General features: G+C 53.8%; 12 protein-coding genes. 6 read left to right on the forward strand and 6 right to left on the reverse strand.

Annotation, left to right across the window (positions count from 1 at the left end):
* Positions 1–39 precede the first annotated feature (39 nt).
* From rpsA to aroA, 3 genes are all read right to left on the reverse strand, one after another.
* Positions 40–1,707: a 30S ribosomal protein S1 gene (gene rpsA / locus JYB85_RS09175; protein ID WP_207323043.1), complete on the reverse strand. Its 1,668-nt coding sequence runs from the start codon at positions 1,705–1,707 to the stop codon at positions 40–42.
* Positions 1,708–1,809: 102 nt separating this feature from the next.
* On the reverse strand, positions 1,810–2,505 hold the full coding sequence (gene cmk / locus JYB85_RS09180) for a (d)CMP kinase (protein ID WP_207381928.1): 696 nt from the start codon (positions 2,503–2,505) through the stop codon (positions 1,810–1,812).
* A gap of 156 nt (positions 2,506–2,661) precedes the next feature.
* Complete coding sequence (gene aroA / locus JYB85_RS09185; protein ID WP_207381929.1) at positions 2,662–3,945, reverse strand: 3-phosphoshikimate 1-carboxyvinyltransferase; 1,284 nt, start codon at positions 3,943–3,945, stop codon at positions 2,662–2,664.
* 421 nt (positions 3,946–4,366) lie between these two features.
* On the opposite strand from aroA, the gene JYB85_RS09190 reads away from it, so the two are divergent.
* Complete coding sequence (locus JYB85_RS09190) at positions 4,367–5,557, forward strand: amino acid aminotransferase (protein WP_207381930.1); 1,191 nt, start codon at positions 4,367–4,369, stop codon at positions 5,555–5,557.
* A gap of 89 nt (positions 5,558–5,646) precedes the next feature.
* Here the strand turns inward: JYB85_RS09190 and serC are convergent, their stop codons facing one another.
* Both serC and gyrA read right to left on the reverse strand, forming a co-directional pair.
* The gene (gene serC / locus JYB85_RS09195) at positions 5,647–6,738 is read right to left on the reverse strand and encodes a 3-phosphoserine/phosphohydroxythreonine transaminase (RefSeq protein WP_207381931.1); all 1,092 of its coding nucleotides are present in this window, start codon (positions 6,736–6,738) and stop codon (positions 5,647–5,649) included.
* A gap of 83 nt (positions 6,739–6,821) precedes the next feature.
* A complete protein-coding gene (gene gyrA, locus JYB85_RS09200; RefSeq protein ID WP_207382021.1) occupies positions 6,822–9,527 on the reverse strand; it encodes a DNA topoisomerase (ATP-hydrolyzing) subunit A in 2,706 nt (901 codons plus the stop codon).
* A gap of 409 nt (positions 9,528–9,936) precedes the next feature.
* Between gyrA and ubiG the strand changes: the two genes are divergently transcribed.
* The 5 genes from ubiG (at position 9,937) to yfaE (ending at position 15,539) form a co-directional block, all read left to right on the forward strand.
* Positions 9,937–10,650, forward strand: coding sequence for a bifunctional 2-polyprenyl-6-hydroxyphenol methylase/3-demethylubiquinol 3-O-methyltransferase UbiG (gene ubiG / locus JYB85_RS09205; protein ID WP_207381932.1), 714 nt, complete (start codon positions 9,937–9,939; stop codon positions 10,648–10,650).
* Positions 10,643–11,317 carry an HAD family hydrolase gene (locus tag JYB85_RS09210; RefSeq protein ID WP_207381933.1) on the forward strand — a complete coding sequence of 225 codons (675 nt, stop codon included), beginning with the start codon at positions 10,643–10,645 and terminating at the stop codon, positions 11,315–11,317. Before ubiG ends, JYB85_RS09210 begins: the two co-directional genes overlap by 8 nt.
* A 408-nt stretch (positions 11,318–11,725) precedes the next feature.
* Positions 11,726–14,014, forward strand: a complete 2,289-nt coding sequence (nrdA, locus tag JYB85_RS09215) for a class 1a ribonucleoside-diphosphate reductase subunit alpha (protein WP_207379078.1) — start codon at positions 11,726–11,728, stop codon at positions 14,012–14,014.
* Positions 14,015–14,080: 66 nt separating this feature from the next.
* Positions 14,081–15,211 (forward strand): class Ia ribonucleoside-diphosphate reductase subunit beta, encoded by a 1,131-nt coding sequence (nrdB, locus tag JYB85_RS09220; RefSeq protein WP_207379079.1) that lies wholly within the window; start codon positions 14,081–14,083, stop codon positions 15,209–15,211.
* Positions 15,180–15,539, forward strand: a complete 360-nt coding sequence (yfaE, locus tag JYB85_RS09225; protein ID WP_207319787.1) for a class I ribonucleotide reductase maintenance protein YfaE — start codon at positions 15,180–15,182, stop codon at positions 15,537–15,539. Before nrdB ends, yfaE begins: the two co-directional genes overlap by 32 nt.
* Positions 15,540–15,557: 18 nt before the next feature.
* Here the strand turns inward: yfaE and JYB85_RS09230 are convergent, their stop codons facing one another.
* A complete protein-coding gene (locus JYB85_RS09230; protein WP_228730071.1) occupies positions 15,558–16,022 on the reverse strand; it encodes a YciI family protein in 465 nt (154 codons plus the stop codon).
* Positions 16,023–16,040 lie beyond the last annotated feature (18 nt).

Below are 16,040 nucleotides of genomic sequence, written 5' to 3' on the forward strand. Positions count from 1 at the left end.
CTATGGGAGGGAGATAACCCTCCCATATGGCAGGCGAAATTACTTGCGAGCTGCCTTAAAGGCTTCAGCCATAGCATTACTAATAACAGCGTCTTCTTGCTTGTTCAAGTTAGCCATAACTTCTTTTTCATCAGCTTCGTCTTTCGCTTTGATAGACAGGCTGATAGAACGGTTCTTGCGGTCAACGCCCATGAACTTGGCTTCTACGCTGTCACCTACGCTGTAAACGGTAGATGCATCTTCGATGCGCTCACGGCTGATGTCAGCTACACGGATGTAACCTTCAACAGTGTCGGCCAGCTCAACGGTTACGCCTTTGGCATCAACAGCAGTCACGGTACCGGTAACGATAGTACCTTTCTTCTTGTCGGCCAGGTAAGCGTTGAATGGATCGTCTTCAGTCTGCTTCACGCCCAGGCTGATACGCTCGCGCTCTGGGTCAACAGACAGAACCACGGCGTGGATTTCGTCGCCTTTCTTGTATTCGCCAACGGCGTCTTCGCCGGTGCCGTTCCAAGAGATGTCAGACAGGTGAACCAGACCGTCGATACCGCCGTCCAGACCGATGAAGATACCGAAGTCAGTGATAGACTTGATCTTACCGGAAACCTTGTCGCCCTTGTTGTAACGGTTGGCGAAATCTTCCCATGGGTTGGTCTTGCACTGCTTGAGACCCAGAGAAATACGACGACGCTCTTCATCGATGTCCAGAACCAGAACTTCAACTTCGTCACCCAGGTTAACAACCTTGGATGGGTGGATGTTCTTGTTGGTCCAATCCATTTCAGAAACGTGTACCAGACCTTCAACGCCTTCTTCGATTTCAACGAAGCAGCCGTAGTCAGTCAGGTTGGTCACGCGACCGGTCAGCTTGGTGTTTTCTGGGTAGCGCTTGCTGATTTCCAGCCATGGATCTTCACCCAGTTGCTTCAGACCCAGAGATACGCGGGTACGCTCGCGATCGTACTTCAGTACTTTCACGTTGATTTCGTCACCAACGTTTACGATCTCAGATGGGTGCTTAACGCGCTTCCAAGCCATATCGGTGATGTGCAGCAGGCCGTCAACACCGCCCAGATCTACGAACGCGCCGTAGTCGGTCAGGTTCTTAACGATACCTTTAACTGCTTGACCTTCTTGCAGGTTTTCCAGCAGAGCATCGCGCTCAGCGCTGCTCTCAGACTCGATAACTGCACGACGAGAAACAACAACGTTGTTGCGCTTCTGGTCCAGCTTGATAACTTTGAATTCCAGTTCTTTGTTTTCCAGGTGACCAGTGTCGCGTACTGGACGCACGTCAACCAGAGAACCAGGCAGGAACGCACGGATACCGTTCAGTTCAACGGTGAAACCGCCTTTAACCTTGCCATTGATGATACCGATAACGGTCTCAGCATCTTCGTAAGCTTTTTCCAGAACGATCCAGGCTTCGTGGCGCTTGGCTTTTTCGCGAGACAGTTGAGTCTCACCGAAACCGTCTTCAACGCTGTCCAGAGCTACGTCAACTTGGTCACCAACGGCGATTTCCAGAACGCCCTGGGCATTCTTGAACTGCTCGGCTGGGATTGGGCTCTCGGATTTCAGACCGGCGTCAACCAGTACCAGGCCGTTTTCGATGGCAACTACAGTACCACGAACGATAGAACCTGGACGGAATTCCAGTTGTTGAAGGGATTGTTCAAACAGATCAGCAAAAGATTCAGTCATGTTAAGTTACTTTAAGTAGTAATAAACCAGCATCCATCCTGGACCTGGAGTCAGTAATCAAACCCGCGTCTTCCCTGATGCGGATACCTATCTGGCGCCGGCCTACTGACCGGAAACCGATAATTGGGTCTCGATGTAATCTATGGCCTTGGCCAGTACATCGTCTATGGCTATACCCGTGGTGTCTATCACCAGGGCATCCTCCGCCGGGATTAAGGGCGCAACCGGGCGGTTCATATCCCGCTCATCACGCTCGATTATCTCGGTTAAAAGGCGATCGATGTTAACATCGAAGCCCTTGTCCCGCAACTGATTATAGCGTCTTTGAGCCCGCTCTTCGGCCGATGCGGTCAAATAAATTTTTGCCGGTGCCGTGGGGAAAACCACAGTGCCCATATCGCGACCATCGGCGATAAGTCCCGGAGCCACATTAAAGGCACGCTGGCGGCGCAAAAGCGCCTCACGAACCCGTGGGAAAGCGGCCACTTTTGAAGCGGCGTTGGAGCACTCCTGGGAACGGATGGCACCGGTGACATCTTCCCCTTCGAGCACCACCTTGATGGCGTCTTTATCATTGCCGGTCAGAAACTGCACATCCAGATGTGCGGCCAGCAAGGTAAGGGCTTCTTCATTCTCCAGTTCTACATTGTGATGAATAGCTGCAAGTGCCAGTACCCGGTATATCGCACCACTGTCGAGCAATTGCCAGCCGAAATGTTTGGCAAGCAACTGGGCAATGGTCCCTTTACCGGCACCGCTTGGGCCGTCGATTGTGACTACAGGAGCCCGTTCAGACATAAATTCCTCCGCAATAAAAAACCATCTTCCATGAATGCACAAATGAGTTCACCGAAAATGAGCGCGCGGCATTATATAACAATAGAAGGCAAAGATCCGGGGAATTTTGCGAAATTAACGGGGCTACCGTATGGCGGCCCCTTAAATAAAACTCCCTTAAGCTTGAGTTAACCTTTCGAATTGATTGAAGTAATCCGGGAAGGTTTTGGAGGTGCAGTCGGGATCATTGATGGTGACACCGCAATCGGCAAAGGCCAGCAGCGAAAAACACATGGCCATGCGGTGATCGTTATAGGTGTCTATGTCCGCATGCTTGGGCACAGCCGGCGGCACCACACGAATAAAGTCGTGGCCCTCCTCTACCTCGGCACCGATTTTTCTGAGTTCGGTGGCCATGGCATGGAGCCGGTCAGTTTCTTTGATACGCCAGTTGTAGATATTGCGCAGGCAGGTTTCACCCTCGGCAAATACGGCGGCGGTGGCCAGGGTCATGGCCGCATCGGGAATATGGTTCATATCCATGTCGATACCGTGCAATTTGGCCGCGCGGGCGATGATATAGTCATCGCCCCATTCAATGTCGGCACCCATGGCCGCCAGTGCATCGGCAAAGCGCACATCGCCCTGAATGCTGAGCTTACCAACACCCGTCACCTTCACTTCGCCACCGCCCAAGGCGCCTGCTGCGAGAAAATAGGACGCCGAGGACGCATCCCCTTCTACCAGAACCTTGCCGGGCGAGCGGTATTTCTGACCTGCGGCCAACTCGAAACAGCGATAGCCATGGTTAATGACCTTGACGCCAAACTGCGCCATCAGGGCTATGGTGATGTCGATATAGGGCTTGGATACCAGTTCGCCCCGTACCTTGATAACCACGCTGTCTTTGGCAAGTGGGGCCACCATCAACAAAGCGGTGAGGAATTGACTGGAAAGCTCTCCACTGATTTCCACTTCACCTCCCTTGAGACCGGTGGCGGAAATGGTCAGTGGCGGAAACCCTGGCTGCTTCAAATAGCGAATATCGGCACCCAGGGCCTGAAGACTGTCCACCAGATCGCCGATTGGTCGCTCTTCCATCCGCGGTTCACCGGTGAGAGTAAACGCGCCCTGTCCCAGGGTCAGAGCTGCGCACAGAGGCCGCATGGCGGTGCCGGCATTGCCAAGAAACAGCTCCTGAGGCTGCGCCGCATTAATGGGGCCACCCAGCCCTTGCACAACGCAGGTTTGCTTGTCGCCTGACAATTTAAAACCGATACCCAATTGCTTCAGAGCCACCAACATATGGCGAATGTCATCGGAATCCAGCAGGTTGACCAGGGTGGTTTCACCCTCGGCCAGGGTAGCGAGCAGCAGGGCCCGGTTGGAAATGCTCTTGGATCCGGGAATGTTCACTTCTCCCCGGAACCCTTTTACTGGCTCAAGACGTAATTGCTTCATCGTTTCTCACTTAACTTTTTGAGTGGCCATGTTCTCCAATGTCAGGAGTATCCATGGCAGCTTGACTGGCAAGACAACGCTACAGGCTGTCAGCTTTTAGTTACGTTTACTGAAGGAATGATTCCGTTTTGAGTCTTCATGCTTCTAAAAATACTCAATGGCCACGGGCTTTCAACCGTTTTTTGTCGCAAACGGCCCTTTGTTCAATGATTTTTGTTCAAGATGACAAAAATTGCCCTTGTTTTAGCCAATCCAGACCGGATTTGACCAGAAAAGTTGCCAATTCCCACAGGGCTTTTCCGTCTCGCTCAGGCTTTTGATGCTGGTATTTGCGTTTAACTGCGGTGCAATTCAGGCTATGCTAGGTGTTCATTCCAAAGGGCCAGACTGGCCTGATAAACCAGCAGAAGGTAAAGGAAAGATGTTTCAATATCTCAGCGCCATGCCGGCAGATCCCATTCTGGGCTTATTGACCAAGTATCGTCAGGACAGTCATCCACAAAAGGTGGATCTGGGTGTCGGTGTGTATAAAGATCCCCAGGGCAATACCCCCATCCTGGCCTGCGTCAAGACCGCCGAAAAATTCAGGCTGGATACCGAAACCACCAAGGTCTATATCGGCCCCACAGGTTCTGCTTCCTTTAACGAGCTCACATCCGCCCTCGCCTTTGGCAGCGAGCATCCGGCCCTGAACGCGGGTCGCATCCGCACCGTATCCACTCCGGGTGGTACGGGAGCCCTCCGGGTCGCCGCCGATTTCATCGCCCGCTGTAAGCCCGGCGCCACCATTTGGGTGAGCGATCCTACCTGGGCCAACCACACAGGTCTGTTTCAGGCTGCCGGTCTGACGGTTAAAACCTATCCCTATTACGACTACCAGAACAAGACGCTCAGATTTGATGACATGCTGGCGACCCTGAAAACCGTCGGCAAGGACGATGTGGTGCTGCTGCACGCCTGCTGTCATAACCCCAGCGGTCAGGATCTGACACAGAATCAATGGGATCAAGTGGTTGCACTCACCAAGGACTGCGGCTTTATGCCCATGATAGATATGGCATACCAGGGCTTTGGTGACGGCGTCGATGAAGATGCCTATGGCGTCAGGGCCATGGCCGCCGCCGTCGACAACATGCTGCTGGCTTCTTCCTGCTCAAAAAATTTTGGTCTGTACCGTGAGCGCATCGGCGCCTGCTCCATCATAGCCAAAGACAGTGCCCAGGCCGATGTGGCTCTGTCTGTGCTGCTGTACGTGGTACGTTGCAATTACTCCATGCCGCCGGCCCACGGCGCCGCCATAGTGGAAACCATTCTGGGTTCGGCCGAGCTCAAGGCCCAATGGCTGGAGGAGCTCAAGGTGATGCGGGATCGCATCAATGGCAATCGCGCCATTTTGGTGGAAAAACTCAAGCAAAACGGCGTTGACCGCGACTTCAGCTTTATCGCCCGCCAGAAAGGCATGTTCTCCTTCCTCGGCATTGACGAGCAGCAGGTCGCCACCCTGATGCAGGACTACAGCATCTATATGGTGGGCTCCAGCCGCATCAGCATCGCCGGCATAAGCGAAGACAACGTGGATTATCTGGCCAAATCCATCGCTGCCATTCTCTGATAGCCCATAGGTTGCGCCAATGAAAAAGGACTGCCAAAGCAGTCCTTTTTCATGCGCTTTATAGCGTTCTTTTTAACCTTTTTATTGGCTTAGGCGTGCCTGGCGGCAAACTCTTCCATAAAGGTTACCAGGGCATCCACACCGTCCAGTGGCATGGCGTTATAGAGGCTGGCACGCATGCCGCCTACAATTCTGTGGCCCTTGAGCGCCAGCAATCCCCGGGCTTCGGCCTCGGTAAGGAAGTCCTTGTCAAGCGAGTCATCGGCCAGCTGAAAAGTGACATTCATGCGGGAGCGGTTTGCCACCGCCACCCCATTGCGGTAGAAGTCCAGCTTGTCTATACAAGCGTACAGTCTGGCGGCCTTCTCCTTGTTGATGGCTTCCATGGCTTTGACGCCGCCTATGCCTTTGAGCCAGCTAAAGACTTCTGCAGCCAGGTACCAGGCAAAGGTCGGTGGCGTGTTGAACATGGAGTCATGCTCGGCACAGAGGCGATAGTCCATGATGGAGGCCTGGGGCATCTGTGGCAGTGCCAGCAGGTCTTTGCGCACTATCACTATCGCCAGACCCGACGGGCCTATGTTTTTCTGGGCGCCGGCGTAAATCAGGCCATAGCGACTGACATCCAGCACACGGGACATGATGGTGGAAGACAGGTCCGCCACTATCGGCCAGGGACTGGTTATCTCATCAAAAATTTCGATACCATCGACCGTCTCATTGGGGCAATAGTGCAAATAGCGGTATTCATCGCCATTGCCTTTCAATACGGGCATTACCACTGTATTGATACCATTGATATTTTCAACGATATTCAGCGCATCTATCTGGCTGTCGCCCGCCAGCTTTCTGGCCTCTTCCATGGCCGACTTTGACCATTGACCGCTGACCAAATACAGGGCACGGCCTTTGTCTCCGAGAAAATTATTCACAACCGCTGCAAACTGGCCACGACCACCGCCGTGCATAAACAACACGTGGTAGTTGTCGGGTATCGACATGAGTTCGCGCAAATCGGCTTCGGCCTGTTTCGCCAGTGCAATGAATTCACTGCTGCGATGGCTGATCTCCATCACGGACACGCCCAGACCATTCCAATCAAGCAATTCCTGTTGCGCCTTTGCCATCACGGGTGGGGGCAACATCGCTGGACCGGCACAGAAATTATACTTAACGCTCACTCGCAATCTCCTCGGGTACTGTTTTTAAAATTCTGTTTCCACCAAAAAAACGAGCGTCACAATGGACGCCCGTTTTTCAGTTATTATGCTTCGGTGTCTTCACCCGCAGCCTCTTCTGTGTCTGCGGCCTCGTCGACCACCGGCACTATGGGTTCACCGTTCTCGTCGTATTCGACTTCGTCGCCGCCCTGGATTTCATCAATCCGCTGCAGACCGACCACGGTTTCATCCTCGGCGGTACGGATAATGGTCACGCCCTGAGTGTTACGACCTATGATGGACACACCATTGGCTGGCGTACGCACCAGGGTGCCCTTATCGCTGATGAGCATGATCTCGTCATTCTCACCTACCTGAACCGCACCCACTACGGCACCGTTACGCTCGCTGACCTTGATGGACACTACGCCCTTGGTGGCGCGGCTCTTGGCCGGATATTCCATCAGCTCGGTACGCTTACCGTATCCATTTTCGGTCACGGTCAAAATGGCACCATCGCCCTTGGGCACAATCAGGGACACTACTTTCTGACCATCTTCGAGGGCAATACCGCGCACGCCGGTGGCGTTACGGCCCATGGGGCGCACGCCCTTGAAGTTAATTTGCGGCTGACCGTTTTCATCCAGCACAGGGTTGCCGTTTTCATCAACCACGGCAACTTCTTCTCCTTCCTTGAAGCGCACAACCTTGCCGGCGTCAGAGAACAACATGATCTCGTTGCTGCCATCTGTGATATCCACACCGATCAGCTGATCACCATCCTTCAGGTTGACGGCAATGATACCGTTGGCCCGTGGACGGCTGTATTCGGTCAAGGCGGTTTTCTTCACTGTGCCGTGAGAAGTCGCCATGATGATGAACTTGCCTTCTTCGTACTCACGCACCGGCAGAATAGCCGTGATGCGTTCGCCTTCGGACAGCGGCAGCAGGTTGATAATAGGCTTGCCGCGGGACTGACGGCTGGCAAGCGGCAATTGATATACCTTGAGCCAGTACAGCTTACCCAGATCCGAGAAGCAGAGTATGGTGTCGTGGGTGTTGGCAACCAGCAGCTTCTCAACGAAGTCCTCGTCCTTCACCTTGGTTGCCGCCTTGCCCTTACCACCACGGCGCTGGGCCTGGTAATCGGACAGAGGCTGGTACTTGGCATAGCCAAGATGCGACAGGGTGACCACCACGTCTTCTTCGGTGATAAGATCTTCCAGGCTGATGTCGACGGCCGAGGCATTGATTTCGGTGCGGCGGGCATCGCCGAATTGCTCGAGGATCTCCTCCAGCTCTTCCTTAATCACTTCCATCAGGCGCTCAGGGCTGCGCAGAATAAACAGCAAAGCGGCGATGATTTCGAGCAGTTCCTCGTATTCCTGGAGGATCTTTTCGTGTTCCAGACCGGTTAGCTTGTGCAAACGCAGATCCAAAATCGCCTGGGCTTGTTGCTCGGTCAGGAAGTACAGGCCATCACGGATACCGTACTGGGGCTCCAGCCACTCTGGACGGGCGGCGTCATCACCGGCCTTTTCCAGCATGGCTTGCACGTTGCCCAAAGCCCAACCGTTTTCAATCAAACGTACCTTGGCTTCCGCAGGACTCGGAGAGGCCTTGATCAGCGCAATGATGGGGTCAATGTTGGCCAGGGCCACCGCCAGTGCTTCCAGAATGTGGGCACGGTCGCGGGCCTTGCGCAGTTCATATACGGTTCTGCGGGTAACGACTTCACGGCGATGCAGAATAAAGGCTTCCAGCATCTCCTTGAGGTTAAACAGCTTGGGTTGGCCATTGGCCAGGGCCACCATGTTGATACCAAAAGAGGTCTGCATCTGGGTATGGGCATAGAGGTTGTTCAGCACCACCTCGCCCACTTCGCCGCGCTTAATCTCGATAACGATACGCATACCGTCTTTATCGGATTCGTCACGCAGACCGCTGATGCCTTCCAGCTTCTTATCCTTCACCAGCTCGGCAATCTTTTCTATCAGACGAGCCTTGTTTACCTGGTAAGGAATTTCGGTAACGATAATGCGCTCGCGACCGCTGTCTTCGGTTTCGACTTCGGCACGGGCACGCATGATGGCCTTGCCGCGGCCGGTGCGATAAGCCTCTTCAATACCCTTGCGGCCATTGATGATGGCGGCTGTTGGGAAATCCGGACCCGGGATGTATTCCATCAGTTGCTCAATCGGCAACTCGGGATCTTCAATCAGCGCCAGACAACCCTGAATGATTTCATTGATGTTGTGTGGCGGAATGTTGGTGGCCATACCCACGGCAATACCGGAAGAACCGTTTACCAGCAGGTTGGGAATGCGTGTTGGCAGCACCGCAGGAATTTGTTCTGTGCCGTCATAGTTGGGCACATAGTCGACGGTTTCTTTGTCGAGATCGGCCAGCAGCTGATGAGCCAGCTTGTCCATGCGGATTTCGGTATAACGCATGGCCGCTGCCGCGTCACCGTCGATGGAACCGAAGTTACCCTGACCGTCCACCAGTGTGTAGCGCAGGGAGAAAGGTTGCGCCATCCGCACTATGGTGTCGTACACGGCACTGTCGCCGTGTGGGTGGTATTTACCTATAACGTCACCGACCACACGGGCGGATTTTTTGTAGGGCTTGTTCCAGTCGTTCTTCAACTCGCTCATGGCGAACAGCACGCGACGATGCACGGGTTTCAAACCGTCACGCACATCCGGCAATGCCCGGCCCACGATCACGCTCATGGCGTAATCCAGGTACGAATTCTTGAGTTCGTCTTCGATATTAATTGGCGAAATTGATGAAGCCAAATCAGTCATAAACTGCTCGATCCCCTGAAAAATAGCTGACAAGCCGGCATTCCGTGTCTTTGTCGAGCCAATAAACGTGATTTGGCATTCTAACACAGTAATTTATTGTCGGAAGCCCCTGTTTTGCATCTTGGTAACATGGGGCTCGGATTGTCCATGATATCAGGGGGCCGGATTACACTTTCACTAATAAATTCAGCGGAATATTTAAGGAATTGCCTTTAAGTACCGACAGTGTTCGCGCCATAAATCCGGGGTGTTTGTAGATTAAGTATCCAATTTCAATGTTCCCTGCTCATTAAAGCGCCAAATATGCCAATTAAGCGGGCAATAAAGGGCAAAGTTTGGCTTCTTAACCGGGGGCAAATCGCTATAATGGGCGCATCCTTATCCATCTGCGAAAAAATGGACTCTATATATGTCTCAGCACGCCAATGTCGATGCCAATGAAATAGCCAAATTTGAAAAGATGGCTGCAACCTGGTGGGATCCTGAAGGTGAGTTCAAGCCACTGCATCAACTCAATCCCCTGCGGCTCAACTATATAGACAAGACCGCCGGCGGCATCTTTGCCAAAGCAGTACTCGATGTCGGCTGTGGCGGCGGCATATTGTCGGAAAGCATGGCCCGTATCGGCGCCAGAGTGACAGGGCTGGATATGGGAGCAGAGCCTTTGGATGTCGCCAGACTGCATGCACTGGAAGCCGGCGTCAGTATTGACTATGTACAACAGACGGCCGAAGAACACAGAGACAGTCACAGGGAAAGCTATGACGTGGTCACCTGCATGGAGATGCTGGAGCATGTGCCCGATCCCCAGTCAGTGATCCAGGCCTGCTGCGACATGGTCAAACCCGGTGGCTGGGTGTTCTTTTCCACCATCAATCGCAATCTGCGCTCCTATGTGGAAACCATACTCGGCGCTGAGTATCTGCTGAAGATGTTACCCGTCGGCACCCATGACCACGGCAAGTTCATCAAGCCATCTGAATTGATGGCCATGGTAGACAATACCGCCCTGCTCAATCGCGACGCCCTGGGGATCCGTTACAACCCGTTGAGCGGCATGTTCGGCTACACCCAGAACCTGGATGTCAACTATATGATAGCCACGGTAAAACCCCTTGACTGATCTCCGACTGCGCCCCCAGGGGGTACTGCTTGATGTGGATGGCACCCTGGTGGATACGGCACCGGATCTGGTGCAGGCACTCAACCTGGCGTTAAGTGACTTCGGCTTACCGGAGGTTTCGCTGGCGCAAATGCGTCATGTGGCCTCCCACGGCAGCCTGGCACTGGTTGAAGCCGGCGCGCCGATGCAGCCCCAGGCGATGAAATACGAATTGCAACATGCGCTGCTACGCCACTATGCCCGTATCAACGGCCAGCATTGCGTGCTGTTTGCAGGCATGGCCGAACTGCTGAAAGAACTCGAACAGTCAGGGATCCCTGTTGGGGTTGTTACCAATAAAGCCGCCCGCTTTTGCCGCCCCTTGATGGGATCCCTGGGAATAGAAAGCGCGCTGTTGTCCATAGTGTGCGGAGACAGCACTCTGATGGCCAAACCCAATGCGGCGCCCATGTTACTGGCGGCGCAGCAACTGGGGGTGGCGCCGGCGGATATTTGGTATTTGGGCGACGCCGAGCGTGATATGCAGGCCGCGGTAAACGCAGGTATGGCGCCGGTCCTCGCCCTTTGGGGCTATTTGGGCGAGCAAGACGATATTGACAGTTGGCCAGTGGAATATCGGCTGAATTCGCCCTTGGAGTTGGTGCAATTAATCCGCAATCGCGGCTAAATTCGCCACAGAGAATTATGACGATCTTATTGCGATCGCCCATTAAAAAAGCGATCGCACCGGATCTCAAACTGGCAAAATAATCGCCAGCCGATGTTAAGCGCAGGGAAAAATTGCCCTCTGAAGTTAGCTTCCACTAACGTTTTTTTTATCCTCAAGATATCCACAAGATCTACACCAATTTCTTACTTGCAAATGGCCCCCCACCTCACTATCTTGTATCTTAGATTTAAATAAGCACCATATCTTGTGTATTGACAGCAATCAGACACACTAGAAATGCCCCGCTTAGCCAGTACAGCTTGTCTGCCAGATGTAGGTTAACGGTATTCCAGATTGATTGTTTACAAGGATACGTACGGTGGCGCCAATCATATTTACAGTGAAAAGAACCAAGGCCTATCTTCAATGAACAGCAACATGACAGTCACAAAGCGCAGTGGCGAAAGAGAGACAATTAATCTCGACAAGATCCACCGCGTCGTTACCTGGGCAGCCAAGGGCTTAAAAAACGTTTCCGTTTCCGAAGTAGAACTGCGCTCACATCTGCAATTCTTCGATGGCATTCCAACCGAAGCCATACATGAAACCATTATCAAGGCCGCGGCGGACCTGATCTCCCCCGAGTCTCCGGATTACCAATTCCTGGCGGCCCGTCTGGCCGTGTTCCACCTGCGCAAGAAGGCCTTTGGCCAATTCGAGCCGCCCAAGCTGTACGACCATGTGGTACGCCTGGTGGAAATGGGTAAATACGATCAGCACATCCTCGCCGACTACAGCAAGGAAGAGCTGGACGTACTCGACAGCTATATCGACCACTGGCGTGACATGGACTTCTCCTATGCCGCGGTTAAACAGCTCGAAGGCAAGTACCTGGTACAGAACCGCGTGACCCACGAAGTGTATGAGAGTGCCCAGTTCCTCTATATCCTGGTGGCCGCCTGTCTGTTTGCCGGTTATCCGAAGGAAACCCGCCTGAAGTACATCAAGGACTTCTACGACGCGGTGTCGACCTTCAAGATTTCTCTGCCCACGCCCATTATGTCAGGCGTGCGCACCCCAACCCGCCAGTTCAGCTCCTGTGTACTGATCGAGTGCGGTGACAGCCTGGATTCCATCAACGCCACTGCCTCTTCCATAGTGAAGTACGTCAGTCAGCGTGCCGGTATCGGCGTCAATGCCGGTCGTATTCGTGCCCTGGGCAGCCCAATCCGTGGCGGCGAAGCCTTCCACACAGGCTGTTTGCCCTTCTACAAGTATTTCCAGACCGCGGTGAAGTCCTGCTCCCAGGGCGGTGTCCGTGGTGGCGCGGCCACCCTGTTCTACCCCATATGGCACCTGGAAGTGGAATCCCTGCTGGTACTGAAAAACAACCGCGGCGTGGAAGACAACCGAGTCCGTCATCTGGACTACGGCGTGCAGTTGAACAAACTGATGTATCAGCGCCTGATCAAGGGTGAAAACATCTCCCTGTTCAGCCCCTCGGACGTACCAGGTCTCTACGATGCCTTCTTTGAAGATCAGGATGAATTCGAGCGCCTGTACCAGATGTATGAGCAGGATCCGGCCATCCGCAAGAAGACCCTCAAGGCAGTGGAACTCTTCTCGCTGATGATGCAGGAACGTGCCTCAACCGGTCGTATCTATATCCAGAACGTGGATCACTGCAATACCCACAGCCCGTTCGATGCCAAGGTGGCCCCAATTCGCCAGTCCAACCTGTGTCTGGAAATTGCCCTGCCCACCAAGCCGCTGGAAAGTGTCGATGACACCAATGGTGAAATCGCCCTCTGTACCCTGTCGGCACTGAACCTGGGCGCCATTGCCAATCTGGAAGAGCTGGAAAACCTGGCGGATCTGGCGGTACGTGCCCTCGACAACCTGCTGGACTACCAGGACTACCCCATCAAGGCGGCCCACATAGCCTCCATGAACCGTCGTACCCTGGGTATAGGTGTCATCAACTTCGCCAACTACCTGGCGAAAAACGGCATGAAGTATTCCGATGGCAGCGCCAACAACCTGACCCACAAAACCTTTGAAGCCATTCAGTACTACCTGCTGAAGGCGTCAATGAATCTGGCCAAGGAAAAAGGTGCCTGCCCTGCGTTCCATGAAACCACTTACGCCCAGGGCATACTGCCAATCGACACCTATAAGCGCGATCTGGACAAGATTTGTGACGAACCACTGCACCTGGATTGGGAAGCGCTGCGCAGCGATATCAAACATTATGGTCTGCGTAACTCCACCCTGTCGGCGCTGATGCCGTCCGAGACCTCTTCGCAGATCTCCAACGCCACCAACGGTATTGAGCCACCCCGTGGTCTGATTTCGGTCAAGGCCAGTAAAGACGGTCAGCTCAAGCAAGTGGTACCGGATTTTGACAGCCTCAAGCACAACTATGAGTTGCTGTGGCAGATGCCAGGCAACGACGGTTACCTGCAATTGGTGGGCATAATGCAGAAGTTCGTCGATCAGGCGATTTCGGCCAACACCAACTATGACCCTGCCCGCTTTGAAGGTCGTAAGGTGCCGATGCAGTTGTTGCTCAAAGACCTGCTGACCGCCTACAAGCTTGGCGTCAAGACGCTCTATTACCATAACACCCGTGATGGTGCGACCGATCAGCACGACGACATCACCAGTGTTGAAAAAGAAGATGACGGCTGCGCCGGCGGCGCCTGCAAGATCTGATGCGCCGTCAGACAACTCTTTGGTGTTAACGGGGGCCTTTGCCCCCTTTTGCCCGGAATACGAACCATGGCTTACAGTACATTTTGTCAAACCCCCAATGACGCGACCCGCGAACCCATGTTCTTCGGTCAGTCGGTCAACGTCGCCCGTTACGACCAACAGCGTTATGAAGTATTCGAGAAGTTAATCGAGAAGCAGCTGTCCTTCTTCTGGCGTCCGGAAGAAGTGGACGTCAGCCGCGACAAGATTGACTATGCGGCTCTGCCCGATCACGAGAAGCATATTTTTATTTCCAACCTCAAGTATCAGACCCTGCTGGACTCCATTCAGGGCCGTTCACCCAATGTGGCCTTCCTGCCGCTGGTGTCGCTGCCGGAGTTGGAAACCTGGATTGAGACCTGGTCCTTCTCCGAGACCATCCACAGCCGTTCTTACACTCACATTATCCGTAACATAGTCACGGATCCCTCAGTGGTGTTTAACGACATAGTGGGCAACGAGCAGATCCTCAAGCGCGCCACCGACATCGCCGCCTATTACGACAAACTGATCAGGCTGACCCAGGTGTACGAACTGCTGGGCGAAGGCACCCACATGATCGACGGTGAAGAGGTTCAGGTCACATTGCGGGAGCTGAAAAAGGCCCTGTACCTGTGCATGATGTCGGTCAACGCCCTGGAAGCCATTCGCTTCTATGTCAGCTTCGCCTGCTCCTTCGCCTTTGCCGAGCGCAAGCTGATGGAAGGCAACGCCAAGATCATTCGCCTCATTGCCCGTGACGAGGCCCTGCACCTCAACTCAACCCAGCACATTCTCAACCTGATGCAGGGTGGCAAGGACGATCCCGAAATGGCTGAAATTGCCATCGAGTGTCAGCAGCAGGCCTATGATTTGTTTGTCCGTGCCGCCGAGCAGGAAAAGGAATGGGCCAAGTATCTGTTCAAAGATGGCTCAATGATCGGCCTCAACGAGCAGATCCTCTGCCAATACGTGGAGTTCATCACCAACCAGCGCATGAAGTCGGTTAACCTGCCGCAACCTTACGGTGAGCAGACCAACCCGCTGCCCTGGATGAAGAACTGGCTTGAAAGCGACGCGGTACAGGTCGCGCCCCAGGAAGTGGAAGTCTCTTCCTATCTGGTGGGTCAGATTGATGCTGCAGTTGATGAAAATGAGTTCCTCGACTTTGACCTGTAACAAGGCACCCATAGTCAGCCTCAATGGCCAGCCGGTGCTGCTGTTTAATGGACAGCAGCACACCTTGCTGCAGGCCCTTGAAGTTAAAAAGATTAAGGTGTTTTCCGAGTGCCGCAGTGGTTACTGCGGTGCCTGCAAGACCCGGGTGATCAGTGGTTCGGTGCGCTACCTGACCGAACCATTGGCCGTGCTTGGCGAAGACGAATGCCTGCCCTGTTGCTGCGTGCCCAGTAAAGATTTGGATCTCGACCTATCTGCCAAGGGGGCCGACGTGGTCAACCGCCCCGTCAGTTTGCATCCCCAGGCCGAACATCTGCTCATCGACTGATAGCCAACACCAAATGGCTCAGATGGCCTTTTTGGCCATTTTTTTGTGCAGTTCATTCACCTCCACCAAAGCCGCGCTGCCATACCAGGGCAAGAGTTCCATCACCAGGCTTCCGGCCTGAACGGCAGGATCGGTTTCGGTCAGGGCTTTGGCCTCTTCCACGGTTCGCACGTTGAAAATGTAGATCCCCCGCAACTCACCATCATTCAAAAAAGGCCCCGCCAGCACCAGTTTACCGGCCTTGGCCATGCGGCCTATGTTATCCAGATGGTCCCGCTGGAGCTTTTCCGCCTCTTCCTTGGACCGGTCACGATTGGGCCCCTTCTTTAAAAACGCCAGCACATATTGCTTCATACCGTACTCATCGGCACCGGCGCGCTCTGCCAGGGCCGGATCGTACTGTGAATTGTCACCGGCTAATGCGGGCATGGACAGCAATCCATTGAGCACTACGAGCGTTAACACCGCTATCAGATGTCTCATTATCATCTCCTTGTTTTC

Origin of the sequence: Shewanella sedimentimangrovi (genome assembly GCF_017354965.1) — a bacterium.
GTDB lineage: Bacteria > Pseudomonadota > Gammaproteobacteria > Enterobacterales > Shewanellaceae > Shewanella > Shewanella cyperi.

What these genes read in the sequence shown, in the direction of transcription:
- rpsA (WP_207323043.1), bottom strand. Translation starts at nt 1,707, where the DNA reads ATGACTGAATCTTTTGCTGATCTGTTTGAACAATCCCTTCAACAACTG.
- cmk (WP_207381928.1), bottom strand. Translation starts at nt 2,505, where the DNA reads ATGTCTGAACGGGCTCCTGTAGTCACAATCGACGGCCCAAGCGGTGCC.
- aroA (WP_207381929.1), bottom strand. Translation starts at nt 3,945, where the DNA reads ATGAAGCAATTACGTCTTGAGCCAGTAAAAGGGTTCCGGGGAGAAGTG.
- JYB85_RS09190 (WP_207381930.1), top strand. Translation starts at nt 4,367, where the DNA reads ATGTTTCAATATCTCAGCGCCATGCCGGCAGATCCCATTCTGGGCTTA.
- gyrA (WP_207382021.1), bottom strand. Translation starts at nt 9,527, where the DNA reads ATGACTGATTTGGCTTCATCAATTTCGCCAATTAATATCGAAGACGAA.
- ubiG (WP_207381932.1), top strand. Translation starts at nt 9,937, where the DNA reads ATGTCTCAGCACGCCAATGTCGATGCCAATGAAATAGCCAAATTTGAA.
- nrdA (WP_207379078.1), top strand. Translation starts at nt 11,726, where the DNA reads ATGAACAGCAACATGACAGTCACAAAGCGCAGTGGCGAAAGAGAGACA.
- nrdB (WP_207379079.1), top strand. Translation starts at nt 14,081, where the DNA reads ATGGCTTACAGTACATTTTGTCAAACCCCCAATGACGCGACCCGCGAA.
- yfaE (WP_207319787.1), top strand. Translation starts at nt 15,180, where the DNA reads ATGAAAATGAGTTCCTCGACTTTGACCTGTAACAAGGCACCCATAGTC.
- JYB85_RS09230 (WP_228730071.1), bottom strand. Translation starts at nt 16,022, where the DNA reads ATGAGACATCTGATAGCGGTGTTAACGCTCGTAGTGCTCAATGGATTG.